At 36.7% G+C, this 16,678-nt stretch carries 18 protein-coding genes and 1 pseudogene; 11 read left to right on the plus strand and 8 right to left on the minus strand.

What is annotated here, in order from left to right; all coding sequences use genetic code 11:
* Positions 1 to 23 precede the first annotated feature (23 nt).
* From IGK53_RS04850 to IGK53_RS04860, 3 genes are all read right to left on the minus strand, one after another.
* Complete coding sequence (locus tag IGK53_RS04850; RefSeq protein ID WP_002329381.1) at positions 24 to 533, minus strand: hypothetical protein; 510 nt, start codon at positions 531 to 533, stop codon at positions 24 to 26.
* The gene (locus tag IGK53_RS04855; protein WP_002290407.1) at positions 523 to 1,248 is read right to left on the minus strand and encodes an FtsX-like permease family protein; all 726 of its coding nucleotides are present in this window, start codon (positions 1,246 to 1,248) and stop codon (positions 523 to 525) included. The genes IGK53_RS04850 and IGK53_RS04855 overlap by 11 nt, the downstream gene beginning before the upstream one ends.
* 171 nt (positions 1,249 to 1,419) lie before the next feature.
* Positions 1,420 to 3,540: an LTA synthase family protein gene (locus IGK53_RS04860; protein WP_430605023.1), complete on the minus strand. Its 2,121-nt coding sequence runs from the start codon at positions 3,538 to 3,540 to the stop codon at positions 1,420 to 1,422.
* A 228-nt stretch (positions 3,541 to 3,768) separates the two neighbouring features.
* Here IGK53_RS04860 and IGK53_RS04865 point away from each other — a divergent pair, with 228 nt between their 5' ends.
* From IGK53_RS04865 to ybaK, 3 genes are read left to right on the plus strand one after another with little or no spacing between them, the layout of a single operon-like run.
* Positions 3,769 to 4,947 (plus strand): class I SAM-dependent rRNA methyltransferase, encoded by a 1,179-nt coding sequence (locus IGK53_RS04865; RefSeq protein ID WP_002290409.1) that lies wholly within the window; start codon positions 3,769 to 3,771, stop codon positions 4,945 to 4,947.
* 15 nt (positions 4,948 to 4,962) lie between these two features.
* Entirely contained in the window at positions 4,963 to 5,721 is a 759-nt protein-coding gene (gene aroD / locus IGK53_RS04870) for a type I 3-dehydroquinate dehydratase (RefSeq protein WP_002290410.1), read from the plus strand.
* A gap of 22 nt (positions 5,722 to 5,743) precedes the next feature.
* Entirely contained in the window at positions 5,744 to 6,229 is a 486-nt protein-coding gene (ybaK, locus tag IGK53_RS04875) for a Cys-tRNA(Pro) deacylase (protein ID WP_002290411.1), read from the plus strand.
* A gap of 70 nt (positions 6,230 to 6,299) precedes the next feature.
* Here ybaK and IGK53_RS04880 read toward each other — a convergent pair whose 3' ends face one another.
* A complete protein-coding gene (locus IGK53_RS04880; protein ID WP_002329379.1) occupies positions 6,300 to 7,553 on the minus strand; it encodes an NAD(P)/FAD-dependent oxidoreductase in 1,254 nt (417 codons plus the stop codon).
* A 116-nt stretch (positions 7,554 to 7,669) separates the two neighbouring features.
* Between IGK53_RS04880 and gdhA the strand changes: the two genes are divergently transcribed.
* Positions 7,670 to 9,019: an NADP-specific glutamate dehydrogenase gene (gene gdhA, locus IGK53_RS04885; protein WP_002329378.1), complete on the plus strand. Its 1,350-nt coding sequence runs from the start codon at positions 7,670 to 7,672 to the stop codon at positions 9,017 to 9,019.
* A gap of 111 nt (positions 9,020 to 9,130) precedes the next feature.
* Positions 9,131 to 10,477, plus strand: a complete 1,347-nt coding sequence (locus IGK53_RS04890; protein ID WP_002290415.1) for a glucose-6-phosphate isomerase — start codon at positions 9,131 to 9,133, stop codon at positions 10,475 to 10,477.
* Between the two features lie 102 nt (positions 10,478 to 10,579).
* On the opposite strand, the pseudogene IGK53_RS04895 reads toward IGK53_RS04890, so the two are convergent.
* The 4 genes and pseudogenes from IGK53_RS04895 to IGK53_RS04910 form a co-directional block, all read right to left on the minus strand.
* Positions 10,580 to 11,802: pseudogene (locus IGK53_RS04895) on the minus strand (tyrosine-type recombinase/integrase).
* Between the two features lie 156 nt (positions 11,803 to 11,958).
* The gene (locus tag IGK53_RS04900; protein WP_002329377.1) at positions 11,959 to 12,627 is read right to left on the minus strand and encodes a hypothetical protein; all 669 of its coding nucleotides are present in this window, start codon (positions 12,625 to 12,627) and stop codon (positions 11,959 to 11,961) included.
* 64 nt (positions 12,628 to 12,691) lie between these two features.
* Positions 12,692 to 13,120 (minus strand): ImmA/IrrE family metallo-endopeptidase, encoded by a 429-nt coding sequence (locus IGK53_RS04905; protein WP_002290420.1) that lies wholly within the window; start codon positions 13,118 to 13,120, stop codon positions 12,692 to 12,694.
* A gap of 6 nt (positions 13,121 to 13,126) precedes the next feature.
* Positions 13,127 to 13,507, minus strand: coding sequence for a helix-turn-helix transcriptional regulator (locus tag IGK53_RS04910; RefSeq protein WP_002290421.1), 381 nt, complete (start codon positions 13,505 to 13,507; stop codon positions 13,127 to 13,129).
* A gap of 163 nt (positions 13,508 to 13,670) precedes the next feature.
* On the opposite strand from IGK53_RS04910, the gene IGK53_RS04915 reads away from it, so the two are divergent.
* The 6 genes from IGK53_RS04915 (at position 13,671) to IGK53_RS04940 (ending at position 16,415) form a co-directional block, all read left to right on the plus strand.
* Positions 13,671 to 13,922, plus strand: coding sequence for a helix-turn-helix domain-containing protein (locus tag IGK53_RS04915; RefSeq protein WP_002290423.1), 252 nt, complete (start codon positions 13,671 to 13,673; stop codon positions 13,920 to 13,922).
* Positions 13,919 to 14,071, plus strand: a complete 153-nt coding sequence (locus IGK53_RS04920; protein ID WP_002290425.1) for a hypothetical protein — start codon at positions 13,919 to 13,921, stop codon at positions 14,069 to 14,071. The genes IGK53_RS04915 and IGK53_RS04920 overlap by 4 nt, the downstream gene beginning before the upstream one ends.
* Positions 14,072 to 14,135: 64 nt before the next feature.
* Positions 14,136 to 14,690, plus strand: a complete 555-nt coding sequence (locus IGK53_RS04925) for a hypothetical protein (protein ID WP_002290426.1) — start codon at positions 14,136 to 14,138, stop codon at positions 14,688 to 14,690.
* Positions 14,687 to 14,917 carry a helix-turn-helix domain-containing protein gene (locus IGK53_RS04930; protein WP_002290430.1) on the plus strand — a complete coding sequence of 77 codons (231 nt, stop codon included), beginning with the start codon at positions 14,687 to 14,689 and terminating at the stop codon, positions 14,915 to 14,917. Before IGK53_RS04925 ends, IGK53_RS04930 begins: the two co-directional genes overlap by 4 nt.
* 16 nt (positions 14,918 to 14,933) lie before the next feature.
* Positions 14,934 to 15,119 carry a hypothetical protein gene (locus tag IGK53_RS04935; protein WP_002290431.1) on the plus strand — a complete coding sequence of 62 codons (186 nt, stop codon included), beginning with the start codon at positions 14,934 to 14,936 and terminating at the stop codon, positions 15,117 to 15,119.
* A gap of 133 nt (positions 15,120 to 15,252) precedes the next feature.
* Positions 15,253 to 16,415, plus strand: a protein-coding gene (locus IGK53_RS04940) for an IS3 family transposase (RefSeq protein WP_086956687.1) whose coding sequence is annotated in 2 segments (ribosomal slippage) — positions 15,253 to 15,529 and positions 15,529 to 16,415 — 1,164 coding nt in all. Because the reading frame shifts where the segments join, the coding sequence is not laid out codon by codon here.
* Positions 16,416 to 16,678 lie beyond the last annotated feature (263 nt).

Genomic DNA, 16,678 nt, shown 5'->3' on the forward strand with positions numbered 1-16,678 from the left:
TTTCTTATAATAAAAGGACTGATTTAACCCGCAGGCTCTAAACGATCAATGTAAGGACTTTGGGCAATAGTAGCGTCATGCGTAAAGAGTAAAATACCTTGATTTTCTTCATGAGCTAAATAAGAAAGCAAATGGAGCAGTTCTTGGATCTCCAATATACTAAGTTCATCAAATGTATCTTCAATAACAATATTGTTTCGTTTGGAAAGCAACGCATGAAGCAATTGAAGCTTTACTTTATCAAAAGGCGTAAGCTCAGTCGCCGCACAATTAAGTAACGAAGAAGAGATATCAAGTTTTTCTTGATAGGCTAAACGATCTTGTTTGATTCCCTTTTCTGGTAAATCTAACAGCACATGGTCTTTGAGCTTTAGGTAAGGAAACATTGGCCAATCTTTTTGAACGATGGCGAAATTTTCCAGATTAGCAACTAGAACTTCTTTTTTTAAATGTTCCAATATCTTATCCTGTTTTTCGAGGGGACACAAGATAACGGTCAAATGGTCAGCGTTAATCAAATATTCAGGTTTCATTACGTTTAGACCTCCTGCTTTGCAAGTGATGGATAAAAAAAGTGAATGGCAATAGGCTGAGAATCAGACAGCACCCGCTAAGTCCAACAAGTGTTTGGGCAAAGCCTCTAAGAATATCTGTGAAAAACAGATCATTTTGAAAATCGATAGTAAAGAAAGTCTGCTGATCCATCGGAATCGTAAGTCCGCTTACTGAAGTCAAGATATCACGGATATCTGGCAGCTCAGCAGTCTTTAAGACAAGAAAATTGATCCTTTGAAGCAGTGTTTCATAAACCGACTGGAAGCTGACGATCCACAATAAAACCAAGATACAACAAAGAAAGAGAGGAAAGAACAGCTGCCAAAAAATAAAAAGGAACAGTTTGGCTTTAGAAAGACCAGTCAGGCGCCAATTCATCAATTCTTGCTGGTTTTGCCTGAGTGAATAGTAAAAGAAAAAGATAAAAAAGAAGGCAAATAGAAAAAATAAACTGAATATGCCTTTTAGATAAAATCGGCTAGCTAATTCTAAAGCCGGAAGAAGCTCCGTAGATGCAGAAGCACCAATAAATGAAAGCCGATCTTGGACTTGATTCGCTAAAGCCGATTGCAAATGGTAGAGAGTCAGGCATGCTATCAATAAAAAAGCAGAAAAGCTTGAAAATAAACAATAGAGTATTGTCTGCTTTTTGTAATAAATTAATCGAGCAGTAGCATAGCGGATCATTTTCATACTTTTCACCTCTATAAAAAGTATAAAAAATGAATATGAATAAAGTATGAAATTCCTTTAGTAAAATCACGAATTAAAACCAAAACCAGGAAACCTCTTGCTTTTTGCAAGAGGTTGTGAAAAAAGAGCTGCGACAAGATGTTTGTCGCAGCTCCTTTCAGATTTGTTTTATCATTCGGAAGAACCTGTGGTCGTTCCGTGAAGTTCTTGATACGTTTGTGTTTTATAAAGATCAACAGTTGATTGTCTGTTGTGTTGACTAAAGACACTAGTTGATTTGTCACCTAGAGATTTTTCAGCTTCTTTTAATTTCTCTAAGCCATTCTTGTAGTCATAATCACTGGTATCAATTGGATCTAATCCACTATTCGTATAGAAACGAAGAAGATCACCGTTATTGATTTGATCAGAAACAGCTAACTGTTTATCAACTTTTTCTTTGAGTGAATCAATTTCATTCTGTACTTCCTCAGTAGGTTCAGTAATGGCTTCACCAGTTTCGTTACTGTAGATGGTACCACCGTAGTAAGTATATTTTGGAGTAACAAAATCGCCATCACGGAAAGAAACAAGCTGTTCATGATCTTTCGAGAATAGATCTTGTCCTAACTGAATATAATTTTTTGTATCTACACCTAGTAAATGGAGCAGTGTAGGCAAAGCATCAACTTGGCCGCCATAAGTGTGATTGATCCCGCCTTGTGTTTGTCCAGGAATATGGATCATATAAGGGACACGCTGCATTTGTGCATTGTCATAATTTGTCCAAGTAGAACTTGTTTTTCCAACTAATTCAGCTAGATTTTTATTTCTAGAATTCGAAACACCATAATGGTCACCGTAAAGAACGATAACTGAATTATCATACAAGCCGCTTTCTTTCAAATAGTTGAAGAATTCTTGTACGGCAGTGTCTAAATAATTGGCTGTCGCGAAGTAACCGTTAATCGTCTCATCGTTTGTATTGGCTAACGGGAATCCAGCTTCGTCATTGGTGAATTTCGAATAAGGATAATGGTTAGATACAGCAATGAATTTTGAATAAAATGGTTGTTGCAGACGTTCCAAGTATTCTACAGATTGTTGGAAAAATGGTTTATCATGCAAACCGTATTGGAACGAATTGTCATCATTAACGTCATAATAAGAAGAATCGAAGAAATAATCATATCCTAAATTCTTATAGGTCTCGTTTCGATTCCAGAATGTGCCGGCGTTCCCATGAAACACGGCACTCGTGTAGCCTTCTGTTTGACTTAAAATATCAGGTGCAGCTTGGAAAGTATTTTTTCCGCCTAATTGTGTGAACAAGGAGCCTTGATTCAAGCCAAAGAATGAATTTTCCATCAGCGTTTCCGCATCACTTGTTTTTCCTGCTTTTACTTGATGGAAAAAGTTGTCAAAACTGAACGTGCTGTTGCTGTGATAAAGACTATTGATGAAAGGTGTAACTTCATGTTGGACACCATTCTCATCTGTCAATTTATAATCGATCAAGAATTGTTGGAAGCTTTCTAAATGGATATAAATCACATTTTTTCCTTTAGCAAGTCCAAACAAATCATCATTTGGTGCTGCGTAATGTTCTTTTACATAATTTTCTACTTCTTTCATATCATTGGGACTTGCTTCTGCCCGCACTTGGTTTGTCTGGTAAGTTTGAACGCCGTCGTAAACCATGAAAGCATTCAAGCCAAGATATTTAACCAAATAATCCCGAGAGAATGTACGAGTCAATAATTCTGGACGATCAGCTTCCGCCATAAAAAGATTTCCTGAGAAAATCATAACGGCTAATGTAGAAATCGCAAAAGCCATTCTTGCTCGAATCGGACGAGGGTCCAACTTGATTTTTTTGGCGATCAGTAGAACAGTCAAGATAATGAAATCGATCCAATAGATCACGTCATATGGGCGAAACAGTCGAATGGCACTTTCTCCCAGACCACTTGCTACTTTCCCAGCACCTAAAATCGTGTTGATCGTAATGAAGTCCGTGAATTCTCGATAATAAGTGACATTCGAAAAAACAAGCAATGTCAAAAGAAAATAAATGACCATCATCGTGATATAAGCAACTCTGGGGCGTCTGATATAAAGAGCAATTCCAAGTAATAACAGTGTAGTTGCAATAGGGTTGATAAACAAGATAAAGTATTGAATGCCACTTTCAATTCCAAGATGGAAATCGACCAAATAGGCAAAAATCGTTTTCAACCAAAGTAAAACGACTAGTAAAGAAAAAAATCCGAGCCTCTTATTCAAAAAGGCAGGTGTTTTTATATATTTCAAGATAATCTTCCTTTCTGCACTTCTTAATCACAGAAGTGTCATGAAACCATGTTACACAGCTCACTTATTCTCATTTATTTTACTAGTATGACAATATAGTGTCAATTGAAACCAGAACTTTGTGCTGTTTCATTAAGTTTTTCTTTAAGCTTGATGAAAAAGGAGCAGTAAGACAAGTCCTATGTTTTTTGTTATACTTGAGAAGAGAAAGCTAAAGCAGGTGAAGGAATGAAAGTACAAGTAAAAAAAAGAGCAAGCAGTCGATTAAAAAAAGGATACCCACTGATCCAAAAAGAAGACCTTGCACATCCCCAAAAAGAAACCACGCAATGGGTGGAATTAGTTGATCCGCAAAACCAATTTATCGCAAAAGGATATCTAGGAAAGCAGAATAAAGGGATCGGTTGGGTATTGAGCCAGCAGGATATCCCATTTGATCAATCATTTTTTGAAGAACTTTTTGTGAAGTCAAAAGAAAAAAGAACTTTCTTTTTTTCAGATGATTCTACTACCGCTTTTCGTATATTCAATGGAGAAGGAGACGGAATTGGCGGTCTGATTATTGATTATTATGCAGGTTATGCTGTTTTTTCTTGGTATAACGAGACGTTATATACACATCGTGAATTATTGATTCAAGCTTTTCGTGAAATCTATCCGGAAATCATTGGCGGATATGAGAAAATTCGTTTTGAATCAGTGAATCTGCCTGAGAGCCAGTTCATTTACGGAAAAGAGGCACCGGAGCCCTTGGTCGTAAAAGAAAACGGAGTAAAATTTGCCGTTTATTTGAATGAAGGATTGATGACTGGTATCTTTCTAGACCAAAAAGAAGTACGGGGATCATTAGCAGAAGGTTTCGCTTCTGGGAAAACAGTTTTGAATATGTTTAGTTATACCGGCGCCTTTTCTGTTGCTGCCGCAATGGGAGGGGCAATCGAAACGACAAGTGTCGATTTAGCAAAACGCAGTTTGAAAAAAACACAAGAACAGTTTGAAGTGAATGGCCTGGATGTCGATCAGCAAAAAATCATTGTTATGGACGTATTCGAGTATTTCAAATACGCAAAAAGAAAACAATTTTTATATGACATGATTGTATTGGATCCACCAAGTTTTGCCAGAAACAAGAAAAAAGTCTTTCGCGTAGCAAAAGATTATGGGGAACTAATCAAGGATAGTCTGGATATTTTAGCAGAAGATGGGATACTTATTGCGTCTACAAATGCTGCGAATGTCTCGATCGAACAATTCCAAACAATGATCGAAGAGGAATTCCATGCCAAGAATGTTTCTTTTGAACAAATTGCTTTATATCGTCTGCCAAAAGATTTCCAGACGACGGATACCTTTTTAGAAGGCAATTATCTGAAAGTGTTTGTTTATCAAATTAAAAATAACCATTAGAAGGAGCGATGCAGAGTGGTTCGGATAAAGGGATTGAATATAGGAAGCGGTAGACCAAAGATTTGTGCGCCTCTTATCGGAGCCGTCCGAGAGGAAGTATTACGTGAAGCAGTTCTTGCACGTGAAGCAGGGGCCGACTTAGTCGAATGGCGAGTCGATCATTATCGTAAGGTTTTTTCTTTTGATGAAGTTGCAGAAACATTGGTTCTTATCCATGAGATGCTTGATGGATTGCCGTTATTATTTACGTTCCGTACCTTAGCTGAAGGCGGAGAACAAGACATATCGATCCGTCAGTATCGCGATCTTTATGAACATGTGATACACACTGGATTAGTAGATATGGTCGATATCGAGTTGTTCAAAGTTGAAAGTTTAGGGAAAGGACTGATAGAGGAAATCAAATCTTTAGATATCCCTTTGATCATCAGTAGTCATGATTTTAAAGAAACACCAGCTGACCCTGTCTTGCTTTACCGGTTGAATGTCATGGAACATTTTGGCGCTGATATCGGAAAGTTGGCAGTGACTCCCAACAATGAACGAGATGTTTTGCGGTTGATGGAGTTGACTAGACGGGCAAATGCTTTTGTCTCCATGCCTATCATTACGATGTCTATGGGCGATCTGGGGAAAATTTCTCGTCTGGCTGGCGGAACGACAGGATCCGTCATGACGTTTGGTTCCTTAAGCAGTGATTCTGTTTCTGCTCCAGGACAATTACCGGTCAAAGCATTGAAGCAAATTATCCAATTATTAAATGAACCGTTGTAGAACAAGTTTGAGGTGATATTTTTTGGCAAAGAAAAAAATAGTAAAAACGAATGCGATCCGTATGGTCGAACAAAAAAAGATTCCCTATACAGAACACGAATATGAATGGGACGAAAACCACCTAAGTGCGTCCTCTGTCGCCGAACAGCTCCCAGAGAGCCAATCTCGTATATTTAAAACACTGGTTGCTGTGGGCAATGTGACGGGGCCTCTTGTTGCTGTGATACCAGGAGAAGCCGAATTGAATCTAAAAAAATTAGCAAAAGTTTCAGGGAATAAAAAAGTAGAAATGCTTCATTTGAAAGATTTGGAAGCAACGACCGGATACATACGTGGTGGCTGCTCGCCTATAGGAATGAAAAAACTATTTCCTACTTATTTAGATCAAATCGCAGAAAACTATGATCAAATCATTGTATCAGCTGGCAGAAGAGGGCTGCAGATGGAATTAGCTCCTCAAGATATCTGTGCATTAACGAGCGGACAATTTGCAGATATAAAACAATAAATCATACGTATAAAAGAAAGAAGGAGGCCGGGATGTTGTTTGCCCAGTCTCCTTCTTTCTTTTTTATACATTATGCTCTTTGCCCAGCATTCATTCCTGCTACATGTCCTGTAGCGAAAGCCGCTGTGATATTAAAGCCGCCAGTATAACCATTGACATCCAGTAATTCTCCGGCAAAATACAGACCATCAATGATTTTACTCTCCAACGTTTTAGGATGAATTTCCTTTAGAGAAACCCCTCCGCCAGTTACAAATGATTTCTCAATAGGAAAAGTCTTGTTGATTGATAGCTTAAACTCTTTGCATAATTGAACGAAATCTTGAATTTGTTTTTGAGAGGCTTGTTGTCCTGTTAGGCTGTCCATTTCAAGCCGCTCAAGAAAGAAAACCAACAATCGCTCAGGTAATAGACCGTGCCAAGCATTTACTAAGTTCTTTTTGGTGGCTTTACTTTTTTCTGTCAATAAATGAATAAGCTCTTGTTTGGTTTGTGTGGGGAAACAATCCAGAGAAAGCATCACTGGTTCTCCCATTTTCTCTAATTCTTTATTGACAAAACTTGAACAACGCAGTGCAGCCGGACCAGAAATACCGAAATGGGTGAAAAGCAAATCCATCGTATGTTCAGTCAATACACGGCCTTTTTTATTTAGAACACGTAAAGTGATGTCCTGTAAAGAAAGCCCTTGAAGTGTTTTCTCTTGAATATACGGTTCATCCGATATCAAGGGGGACTCTGTCGCATAAAGAGGCGTCACCGTGTGACCTACTCGCTTCACGATCTTGTACCCATCTCCAGTAGAACCAGTAGAAGGATAAGTCCGACCACCAGTCGTTAAGATAACGGCAGGAGCATGGAACTCTTCGAATTCCGTGCGTATACCGTAAATTTTATGTTCTTTGTGGATCAATTTCTCTACTCGAGTAGAGAATAGGATCGTCACATCTAGTTCTTTCAGACGATTAAGTAATGCTTCGATAATCGTTTTTGATTTATTTGTCACAGGAAACATCCGTCCATGATCCTCTTCTTTTAAATGTACGCCTTGTGATTCAAAGAAGTTCATGATATCGAAATTATTCCATTGCGCAAATGTACTATATAAAAACTTTCCATTTCCAGGAATATGTGCGATTAAATCATCAACAGGACGATTATTCGTGACGTTGCACCGACCACCACCTGTCATCAGTAGTTTTTTCCCTGCTTTTTTGTTTTTTTCAATCAAAAGTACGCGTGCGCCTTGTTCAGCTGCACTGATCGCTGCCATCATCCCGCTTGTTCCAGCGCCGACTACGATCACATCATACAGTTTTTCCATTCCCTCACCTCAAGGAAAGTGTAGCATATTTGAAGAAAGAAAACAGAAAAAAATGTTTTGAGCCAAAAGAGAAAATGAGCTAAAATGAGGGAAGATAAGCAAAGGAGCGTGGAACGATGACAAACGCAACAGAATATGTTCAAGCAATTCAAGAAAAGCTACATCAAAAGGATCAAGGACAAGAAGAATTTTTACAAGCAATCGATGAATTTATGCCCACAGTAATGTCTTTTTTGGACACTCATCCCGAATATATCGAAAAGAATATTTTAGAACTTTTAACAGAACCAGAAAGAATTATTCAATTTCGAGTACCTTGGCAAGATGATAAAGGAAACTGGCGAGTAAATAGAGGCTATCGTATCCAATACAATTCAGCTATCGGCCCTTATAAAGGTGGATTACGCTTCCATCCCAGTGTCAACCTAAGTATCTTAAAATTTTTGGCTTTTGAACAGATTTTTAAGAATAGTTTAACTGGTCTGCCAATCGGTGGAGGAAAAGGTGGGAGTGATTTCGATCCTAAAGGGAAATCTGATAATGAAATCATGCGTTTTTGTCAAAGTTTCATGTTGGAATTGTCAAAACATATCGGGCCATCGATTGATGTTCCTGCGGGAGATATCGGTGTAGGAGCTAGAGAAATCGGCTATTTGTTCGGCGAATATAAACGATTGAAAAAATATGATACTGGTGTGTTGACAGGTAAACCTCTAGATTTCTGGGGAAGCAAGATACGTACAGAAGCGACTGGATATGGATTAGTGTATTATGTCAAACATCTATTGAACGAAGAAAAAGATTCATTTAATCAAAAAATAGTTTTTGTTTCCGGAAGTGGGAATGTAGCCATTTATGCAATCGAAAAAGTGCAAGAGCTAGGCGGGAAAGTGGTTACATGTTCAGATTCCAACGGGTACATCTATGATCCAGAAGGAATAGATGTGAAACTATTGAAAGAAGTCAAAGAAATCAATAGACAACGTTTGACGGAATACGCGAACCAACGTCCTTCTGCTGTTTATCATGCTGGAGAATCTGTTTGGACATTGAAAGAAAAGGCGGATATCGCTTTGCCATGTGCTACTCAAAACGAAATAGACGAAAGCTTGGCTGAAATCTTAGTAGAAAATGGGATCAAAATCGTAGCAGAAGGCGCTAATATGCCATGTACAGTAAAAGCTGTTTCTGTTCTTCATGAAGCAGACGTGTGGTATTGTCCAGGAAAAGCTGCTAATGCTGGAGGTGTGGCAGTATCTGCTTTAGAAATGAGTCAGAACGCCCAGCGATTGACTTGGGAAAGAGAACAAGTGGATGAGCAGCTGGATCAAATCATGGAAAAGATTTACCATACGTGTCGCCAAACAGCCGCTGAGTATGGCGATGAAAAGAACTTGCTTCTTGGAGCAAATGTTGCTGGATTTGAAAAAGTTGCCAAAGCAATGGCAGCAGAAGGTTTAGTTTAAAAAATGAAACTTTCTTGGAAATATTGTCAGCATTTTGTTTATTTGCTTGAAAAATAATAAAAAAAAACGTAAAGTATTACCTGTAGAGTAAACCTATAAGGAGGAGAACAAATGGCACACATTCATTTTGACTATTCAAAAGTAGCACCGTTTGTCAATGAACATGAGTTAGGGTACATGCAAAGCCAAGTAACAGCAGCCCACAACGAATTACGGGAAGGAACTGGTGCAGGAAGCGACTTCCGCGGCTGGATCGATTTACCAACGAACTATGACAAAGAAGAATTTGCACGTATCAAAGAAGCAGCTAAAAAAATCCAATCTGATTCTGAAGTATTAGTTGTTATCGGTATCGGTGGTTCTTATTTAGGCGCTCGTGCAGCGATCGACTTCTTGAATCACACATTCTTCAATCTATTAGATAGCGACACACGCAAAGCACCACAAATCTTCTTTGCCGGAAATTCAATCAGTTCAACATATATCGCTGATTTGATCGAAGTAATCGGTGATCGCGACTTTTCAGTAAACGTTATTTCAAAATCTGGAACAACTACTGAACCAGCGATTGCTTTCCGTGTATTCAAAGAGCTTCTTGTTAAGAAATACGGACAAGAAGAAGCAAACAAACGTATCTACGCTACAACAGATAAAGCAAAAGGTGCAGTTAAAGTAGAAGCAGATGCAGAAGGTTGGGAAACTTTCGTGATTCCTGATGACATCGGCGGACGTTTCTCTGTATTAACGGCTGTTGGTTTGTTACCAATCGCTGTTAGTGGAGCAGATATTGACGCATTGATGCAAGGAGCTGCTGATGCAAGCAAAGCTTATTCAAGCGACAAACTAGAAGAAAACGAAGCTTACCAATACGCAGCAATGCGCAACATTCTTTACCGTAAAGGCAAAGTAACTGAGTTGTTGATCAATTATGAACCAGGAATGCAATACTTCTCAGAATGGTGGAAACAATTGTATGGCGAATCTGAAGGAAAAGACCAAAAAGGCATCTACCCTTCAAGCGCAAACTTCTCAACTGATTTGCACTCTTTAGGACAATTCATCCAAGAAGGACGCCGCAATATTTTTGAAACAGTTGTGAAAGTTGAAAAACCTCGTAAATCAATCACGATTCCTGAACAAGCAGAAGACTTAGACGGTCTAGGCTACTTGCAAGGAAAAGAAGTGGACTTCGTAAATACAAAAGCATTTGAAGGAACATTGCTTGCTCATACAGACGGTGACGTACCTAACTTGCTAGTCAAAATTCCAGAAATGGATGCTTACACATTGGGTTACACAATGTACTTCTTTGAAATTGCTGTAGGTATTTCAGGTTACTTGAATGGAATCAACCCATTCGACCAACCAGGTGTAGAAGCTTACAAGAAAAACATGTTCGCACTTCTAGGCAAACCAGGCTTTGAAGACCTTGCTAAAGAATTGAACGAACGCCTTTAAAATAAGGGGTTTTCGCTAGATTTAAAAAATCAGTGATAGAAACATGTTCGCTTCTAAATAAAATTAGTGATAGTTTTAGTGATAGTGAACTTAAAAAAGCACTCAATTTGAGTGCTTTTTTATTTGCTCTTCTATATAGTTTTCTAGTTGATTCATTGATCTTTTTTTCACTTCGGGAGAAATATGGGCATAGACTTGTGTAGTAGAAACATCTTTATGACCTAAAAAATCTTTGATATCTTCTAAAGGTATTCCTGCTTGTCTCGTTCTAGCTGCAAAAGTATGTCTGCCATCATGCACAGTTATGTGGGGGAGATTAGCACGTTTTTCAATTCTGTGAGAAGCACCATTAACAGTTCGATCCCTTATTGGAATACCTTTATTTTTTCCGTAAGTGTTTATAAAAATAAATGCTTCGTGGTCATCTGTTTCAGGTAAAAAACCAAATTCTTTTATTACTTGATTTCTTAAAGTCAATAAGGCTTTCTTTACTCGTTTTGTCATAGGCAATGATCGTGTACCAGATGGGGTTTTTGTGTCATCTGTAATAATCAAACCTTTGTTAGGTCCTTTTTCAGCAGCCCAAGACGTTCACGATTAATATTAAGTGTATTCTGAGAAAAATCAATATCAGCCCATTGAAGCCCTAAAGCTTCTGATTTTCGCAATCCTTGATCAAATATAATAAGAAAAAAGGGATACCATATAAATGATTTTTCTTTTTTGGCAAATTCGAGAAATAGTTCAGATTGATCAAAAGTATAATATTTAACTTTCTTTTTATCAGATGGATTTCTTGGAAACTCAACAAAACTAGTAGGGTTATTCTTTATATATCCTAACTGAATAGCTTTTTTGAAAGCATTGCTAAGAGTGGCGTTAATACTTTTGGCTGTTGTTACTGAGAGACCTTCCTTAGTTCTCCCCAAACCCTTTTTAGTAAGTAACTGATTGATGAATCTTTGATGATCAGCTCTAGTATATTTATCTAGTTTATATTTTCCAATATATGGATTGATGTACATTTTTATATTTGCTCTGTGAACAATTCTTGTTCCTTCTTTAACATTCATTTTATAGTTATTAATCCAATCGTCCATAAACTTTTCTATAGTCAAATTTTTAGGGTTTTTTTGTGTATATTCTTCCGAAGCTATTTCGCCTTCGACAATTTTTGCGAATCTTTCTGCTTCTTCATGACTTTTAAACCCTTTTTTATGAATCTTTTTCTGTAGCTTAGTACCAGGATCAATTCCATTTGATATATAGACTTCATAACGATATTCTTTTGATTTTTTTAAATAGTACTTTTTAATGGAAGCCATTAAAACCAATCCTTTCGTATTTCATTCCTAATAATAAGAATATTTTAGGGGAGGTATGTTATTTGAACGAATATTTAGAAAATCGTCGTATTAGCAGAGTTTTTATACGAACTTATGTTCTTTTACGTTTAAAAAGAAAAGCCCGAAGGCCAGTCTTTATTGTAAATTTAAGTTAATATCATATGTGTGATACGAGTTTTCATCATCATAATTATCAGTTTCATAGCTAGAATCAATCTTCAATCGAAGAGATTTGATTGAAGATGCATCAGGAAGTTTTGATAAAGGATAGATGCCCCAACCATCTTTTTTTGTTCCTTTCATGAAGTCACCATCCCATGAATCATAATTAAAGACTCCGCCATCATCAACTTGCTCACCATAGTCAGTTACAATTGTGGCTTGATTAGGGTATATAGATACATCTTGTTGTGTATTATCTATGTTGTAATGCACGGCTACAAAACCATTGTATTGATTATCTGAATAGTCTTTGATATCAGTAGTTTTCACAACTGAGACCCGATCGATATTTAGGTTAACACCCGCCCAAGAATTATCATTAAAATTGGTTGAATAATCTTGTTTACCTTGTACTTCTATGGATTCTCCATCAGGTACATTATCAGCTATTTTTCCGAAATCTGAATCATTTGATAGAAGATTAGTCTTTTTTTCCACAGAGCTACTGAATTCAAGAGAAACCATTGTAGAGCTCGCAGTGGTTGTTTCTTTAGGCGTATCAGAATTTGAATTACTATTTCCACATGCTCCTAGTACGATACTAGAGAACAGAATTAATCCTACCCCAACTATTTTTTTCATTTCTTCCTCCAACAAATAAAAATATATTTACTCCCACTTAACGGCAGGTAGTGATAGTCGCCAATTAAATTAAAAATCTATACGAATTTTTAGGAAGTCCATATAAATTTGTTAAATCTTCAATTTTTCTAGGATATTGATCATTATCTTCTTTATAAAGAGAAACAATAAGATTGGCGGCAAAGCAGTTTGCCTCACTCTCTGATTTACTTCTGGAGGATCGGGTAGAGACATAATAACTAGATAAACCTTGATGAAAAACTGCGTGACCTAGTTCGTGAGCGCAAATATAGAACCGTTCCTCAGAATACTTTAGTTCGTGATTTAGAAGAATAATCGAACGTCCTAACAATTCTTGAAATTGTCCCTTTGGGTTATTCAAAAAAGGAACATACCTAATTTGAATATCCATTTTTTCGCAAATTGTAAAGGGATTGGCCGAATTATATTTTTGTTTCAGTTTGCCAACTAGACTAATTACGTCCATCTCCATAGAAAATCACTTCTCTTTACTTTTGTCTTCTTTTCTAAATTCCCAAAATAGACCAGTTAAAACATCTTTTACTCTTTGTTTCTCTTCATCAGTTAACGTTTCGCCACCATAAGCCATATTAACATTGGAATCGAGCATTTTATCTAATTCAACTAAATCATTTTCATCAGCCCATTCAGGAGTTTGATTTCTTCCGAGTAAGTAATCAGTAGTAACATTAAAAACTTCTGCTAATTTCTGGAGTTCTTCTGTAGAAACTTTTCTAGTGCCATTTTCAATTTTATTCATTGCTGATTTTTCTAATCCAATTTTTCTGCCCAACTCTGCTTGGTTCCAGTCACGTTTTTCTCGTAAATCTATTATTCTATTCACTAGATCTTTTGACATTAGACTACTCCTTTCGTTGCTTTTTTCACAATTATTTTACCATAGTTGCGAAAAAAGATATAAAAAGATGCGAAAAAAGATACTTTTTCTGTTGACGTATCTAAAATCGCAATGTGTTATATGTATATAAGGTTGCTAAAAAAGAAACTTTGGAGGTGCTAATATGTATCAAGTAAATCTTGAACTAATAAAAGAGCGACGCAAAACAAAAGGTTACTCTTTAAAAAAAATGTCTGATCTTATGGGTTTTAATGATAAGGCAAAATATTATAGAAGAGAAACTGGCGAATATAATTTTAAACCAGAAGAACTGCCTTATTTAGCAAAGCTATTGGATATCCCATTAGCAAAAATTTTTACCCATAAAGTATCTAAAATCGAAACTAGTGATAAAGAAAGGAGAAACACCAAATGACACGACAAGAAAAAATAAACATCGTACTTGATGCAAGACCTAGACTAGTTCACATCATTAAGTGTGCTACAGATGATCAACTTAATCGTTTAGTTGAAGAAGTTCAAAAAGAGCTTGAACGTGAATTAGACGAAGTAGCTTTCGTTTGATTCTTTAAATTAATAGTATAAAAAAAATTGCTCGTATTGATATACGGGCGAATAAGAAATTGAGGTGTTTAAACTGTTAAAACAATCAGCTGTCATTCGAGAATCATTAATTAAAGTGATAAATAAGAGTGGCAAAACGAAGAAAGAAATAGCAAAGCAAGTTAATGTATCTCAACAGTCATTGAGTGACTGGACAACGCCACATAAGACTAAGCCTGTGACGTTAGAAAATGCTCAAGTGTTAACAGATCATTTCAGAGATTCTAATTTTACTATGCAAGTGATCCATGAATTTTTTGGACTATTCAAATCTATTGATAGTGATGTTTATAGAAGAGATCCTTCTTCACTAGATAAGCTTCAAATAATTGAATCCGATGAGCGAAAGCAGAAGAAACAATATGTCGAAAAAATTCTTCTCAAAAACGTTGAGTATTTAACCGTTGATGATCGTCAACAAATAATTTCATACGCTTATGAGTACTTAGATGAAATCATGGTGGAGGTAACTCTAATTAGTACTTTGTGTGAAATATTAGGTATCGATATTCGGAAACTAAGTGAAGAGCGATTATCATATTGGATTAATCAAGGATACATGAAAGGAGAGTTAAAATGAAAGTTTCACAAATGGAAAAAGTGGTTCCTTTAGCTCCAAAAAAGAAGCCAAAAGAAAGAGTATGGAAGAAAGCTAAAGATATTGCTGAATATTTCGGTGTCTCAGTAGCTACTATTTCCAAATGGACTAATTCAAATAATGATCCATTACCTTCCCGAAGAGTTAGAGGTGTTTTGCAATACGATTTTGAATTAGTTAAAGAATGGGAAGAACGCAATACTAATTAGAGAGGAGAGTGAAGTAATGAGAACGGTATTTAAAATGACTGTCAAAAGCGCTTTGCTTATGAGCCTAGTAGCAATCGTACTGGCAAGTATTAATCCAGCATATGCACTTATTTATTGGGGAACCTTAGTAGCGGTTACTGCTGTAAGAGAAAGTTTCAAAATGCCAACACAAAAAAGACCGACCAGCGACGGCAATCGCTAATCGGCAACATAACAAAATAACTTAACTGTATTTTAGCACGAAAGGAAGTCTAAAACAATGGATAGGCTACAATTAACTAGACAGAAAAATTAAGGTGTGTAGACTAGAAGAAAACATACCAGGAGGAATTTTTATGTCTAAGAGAACACGAAGAACTTTTTCACAAGAATTCAAGCAACAAATCGTCAATCTTTACTTAGCTGGAAAGCCACGTGTAGAAATCATTCGAGAATATGAACTAACGGCTTCAGCATTTGACAAATGGGTAAAGCAATCTAAAACGAGTGGTTCATTCAAAGAAAAAGATAATCTTACGCCTGAACAAAAAGAATTGTTAGAACTACGTAAAAGAAACCAGCAATTAGAAATGGAAAATGATATTTTAAAGCAAGCAGCGCTGATATTCGGACGAAGAGACAAGTAATCGATGCGAATAAGCATCTTTACCCTATATCAGCGATGTGCAGAATATTAGGTCTATCACGTCAGTCCTATTATTATCAATCAAAACCAAAGAAAGACGAATCAGAACTTGAAGAAGTAGTCGCTGAAGAATTTATCCGCAGCCGAAAGGCCTACGGCTCAAGAAAAATAAAAAAAGCCTTATCAAAACGAGGCATTCAGATCAGCCGACGAAAAATTAGTAGAATCATGAAAAATAGAGGATTAAAATCGAGCTATACTGTTGCTTATTTTAAAGTACATCATTCTACTTGCAATGAAGCCAAAACGACAAACGTATTGAATCGTAAATTCTTAAGAGACAACCCATTAGAAGCGATCGTAACAGACTTGACTTATGTACGAGTCGGGAAAAAATGGAATTATGTCTGTTTCATTTTGGATCTGTTCAATCGAGAAATTCTCGGCTATTCTTGTGGAGAACATAAAGATGCCGTTCTAGTAAAAAAAGCATTTAGCCGTATCAAACAACCTCTGACAGAGGTTGAGATTTTTCATACTGATCGTGGAAAAGAGTTTGATAACCAAGCTATTGATGAATTATTAACAACTTTTGACATCAATCGATCATTGAGTCATAAAGGCTGTCCTTTTGATAATGCCGTAGCTGAATCAACTTATAAGTCGTTGAAAGTAGAATTTGTCTATCAATACACATTTGAAACCTTACAACAATTGGATTTGGAGTTATTTGACTATGTCAATTGGTGGAACCACCTTCGGTTGCACGGTACACTTGGCTACGAGACACCGGTTGGTTACCGTAACCAGAGATTGGCGCAGCGAATCCTTGATAATGAGCTCGGATGTGCTAACGCTAGCGAGGCAGTCTAACTTTAACTGTTAGCTCCTGCCGAAGATCGTCACATCCGAGGAGGCTCATTGTCAAGGACAATCGGAATAGCATACGGAAAGAAGTTCTGCACCTTATAAAATTTGTCAAAAAAACTGTTGCCATTCCAAAGTATATATTCTACAGAAGTAAACAAATAGCTTATATTTTAGGATGTACACAAATTGACAAGTATAATAAAACTTTGATAAAATACAAATGTTTTTTTATTTTTATGTGTGATTAGTTAGAACTTACTTAAATC

This window comes from Enterococcus sp. DIV1224 (assembly GCF_050555455.1).
Classification (GTDB): Bacteria; Bacillota; Bacilli; order Lactobacillales; family Enterococcaceae; genus Enterococcus_B; species Enterococcus_B lactis.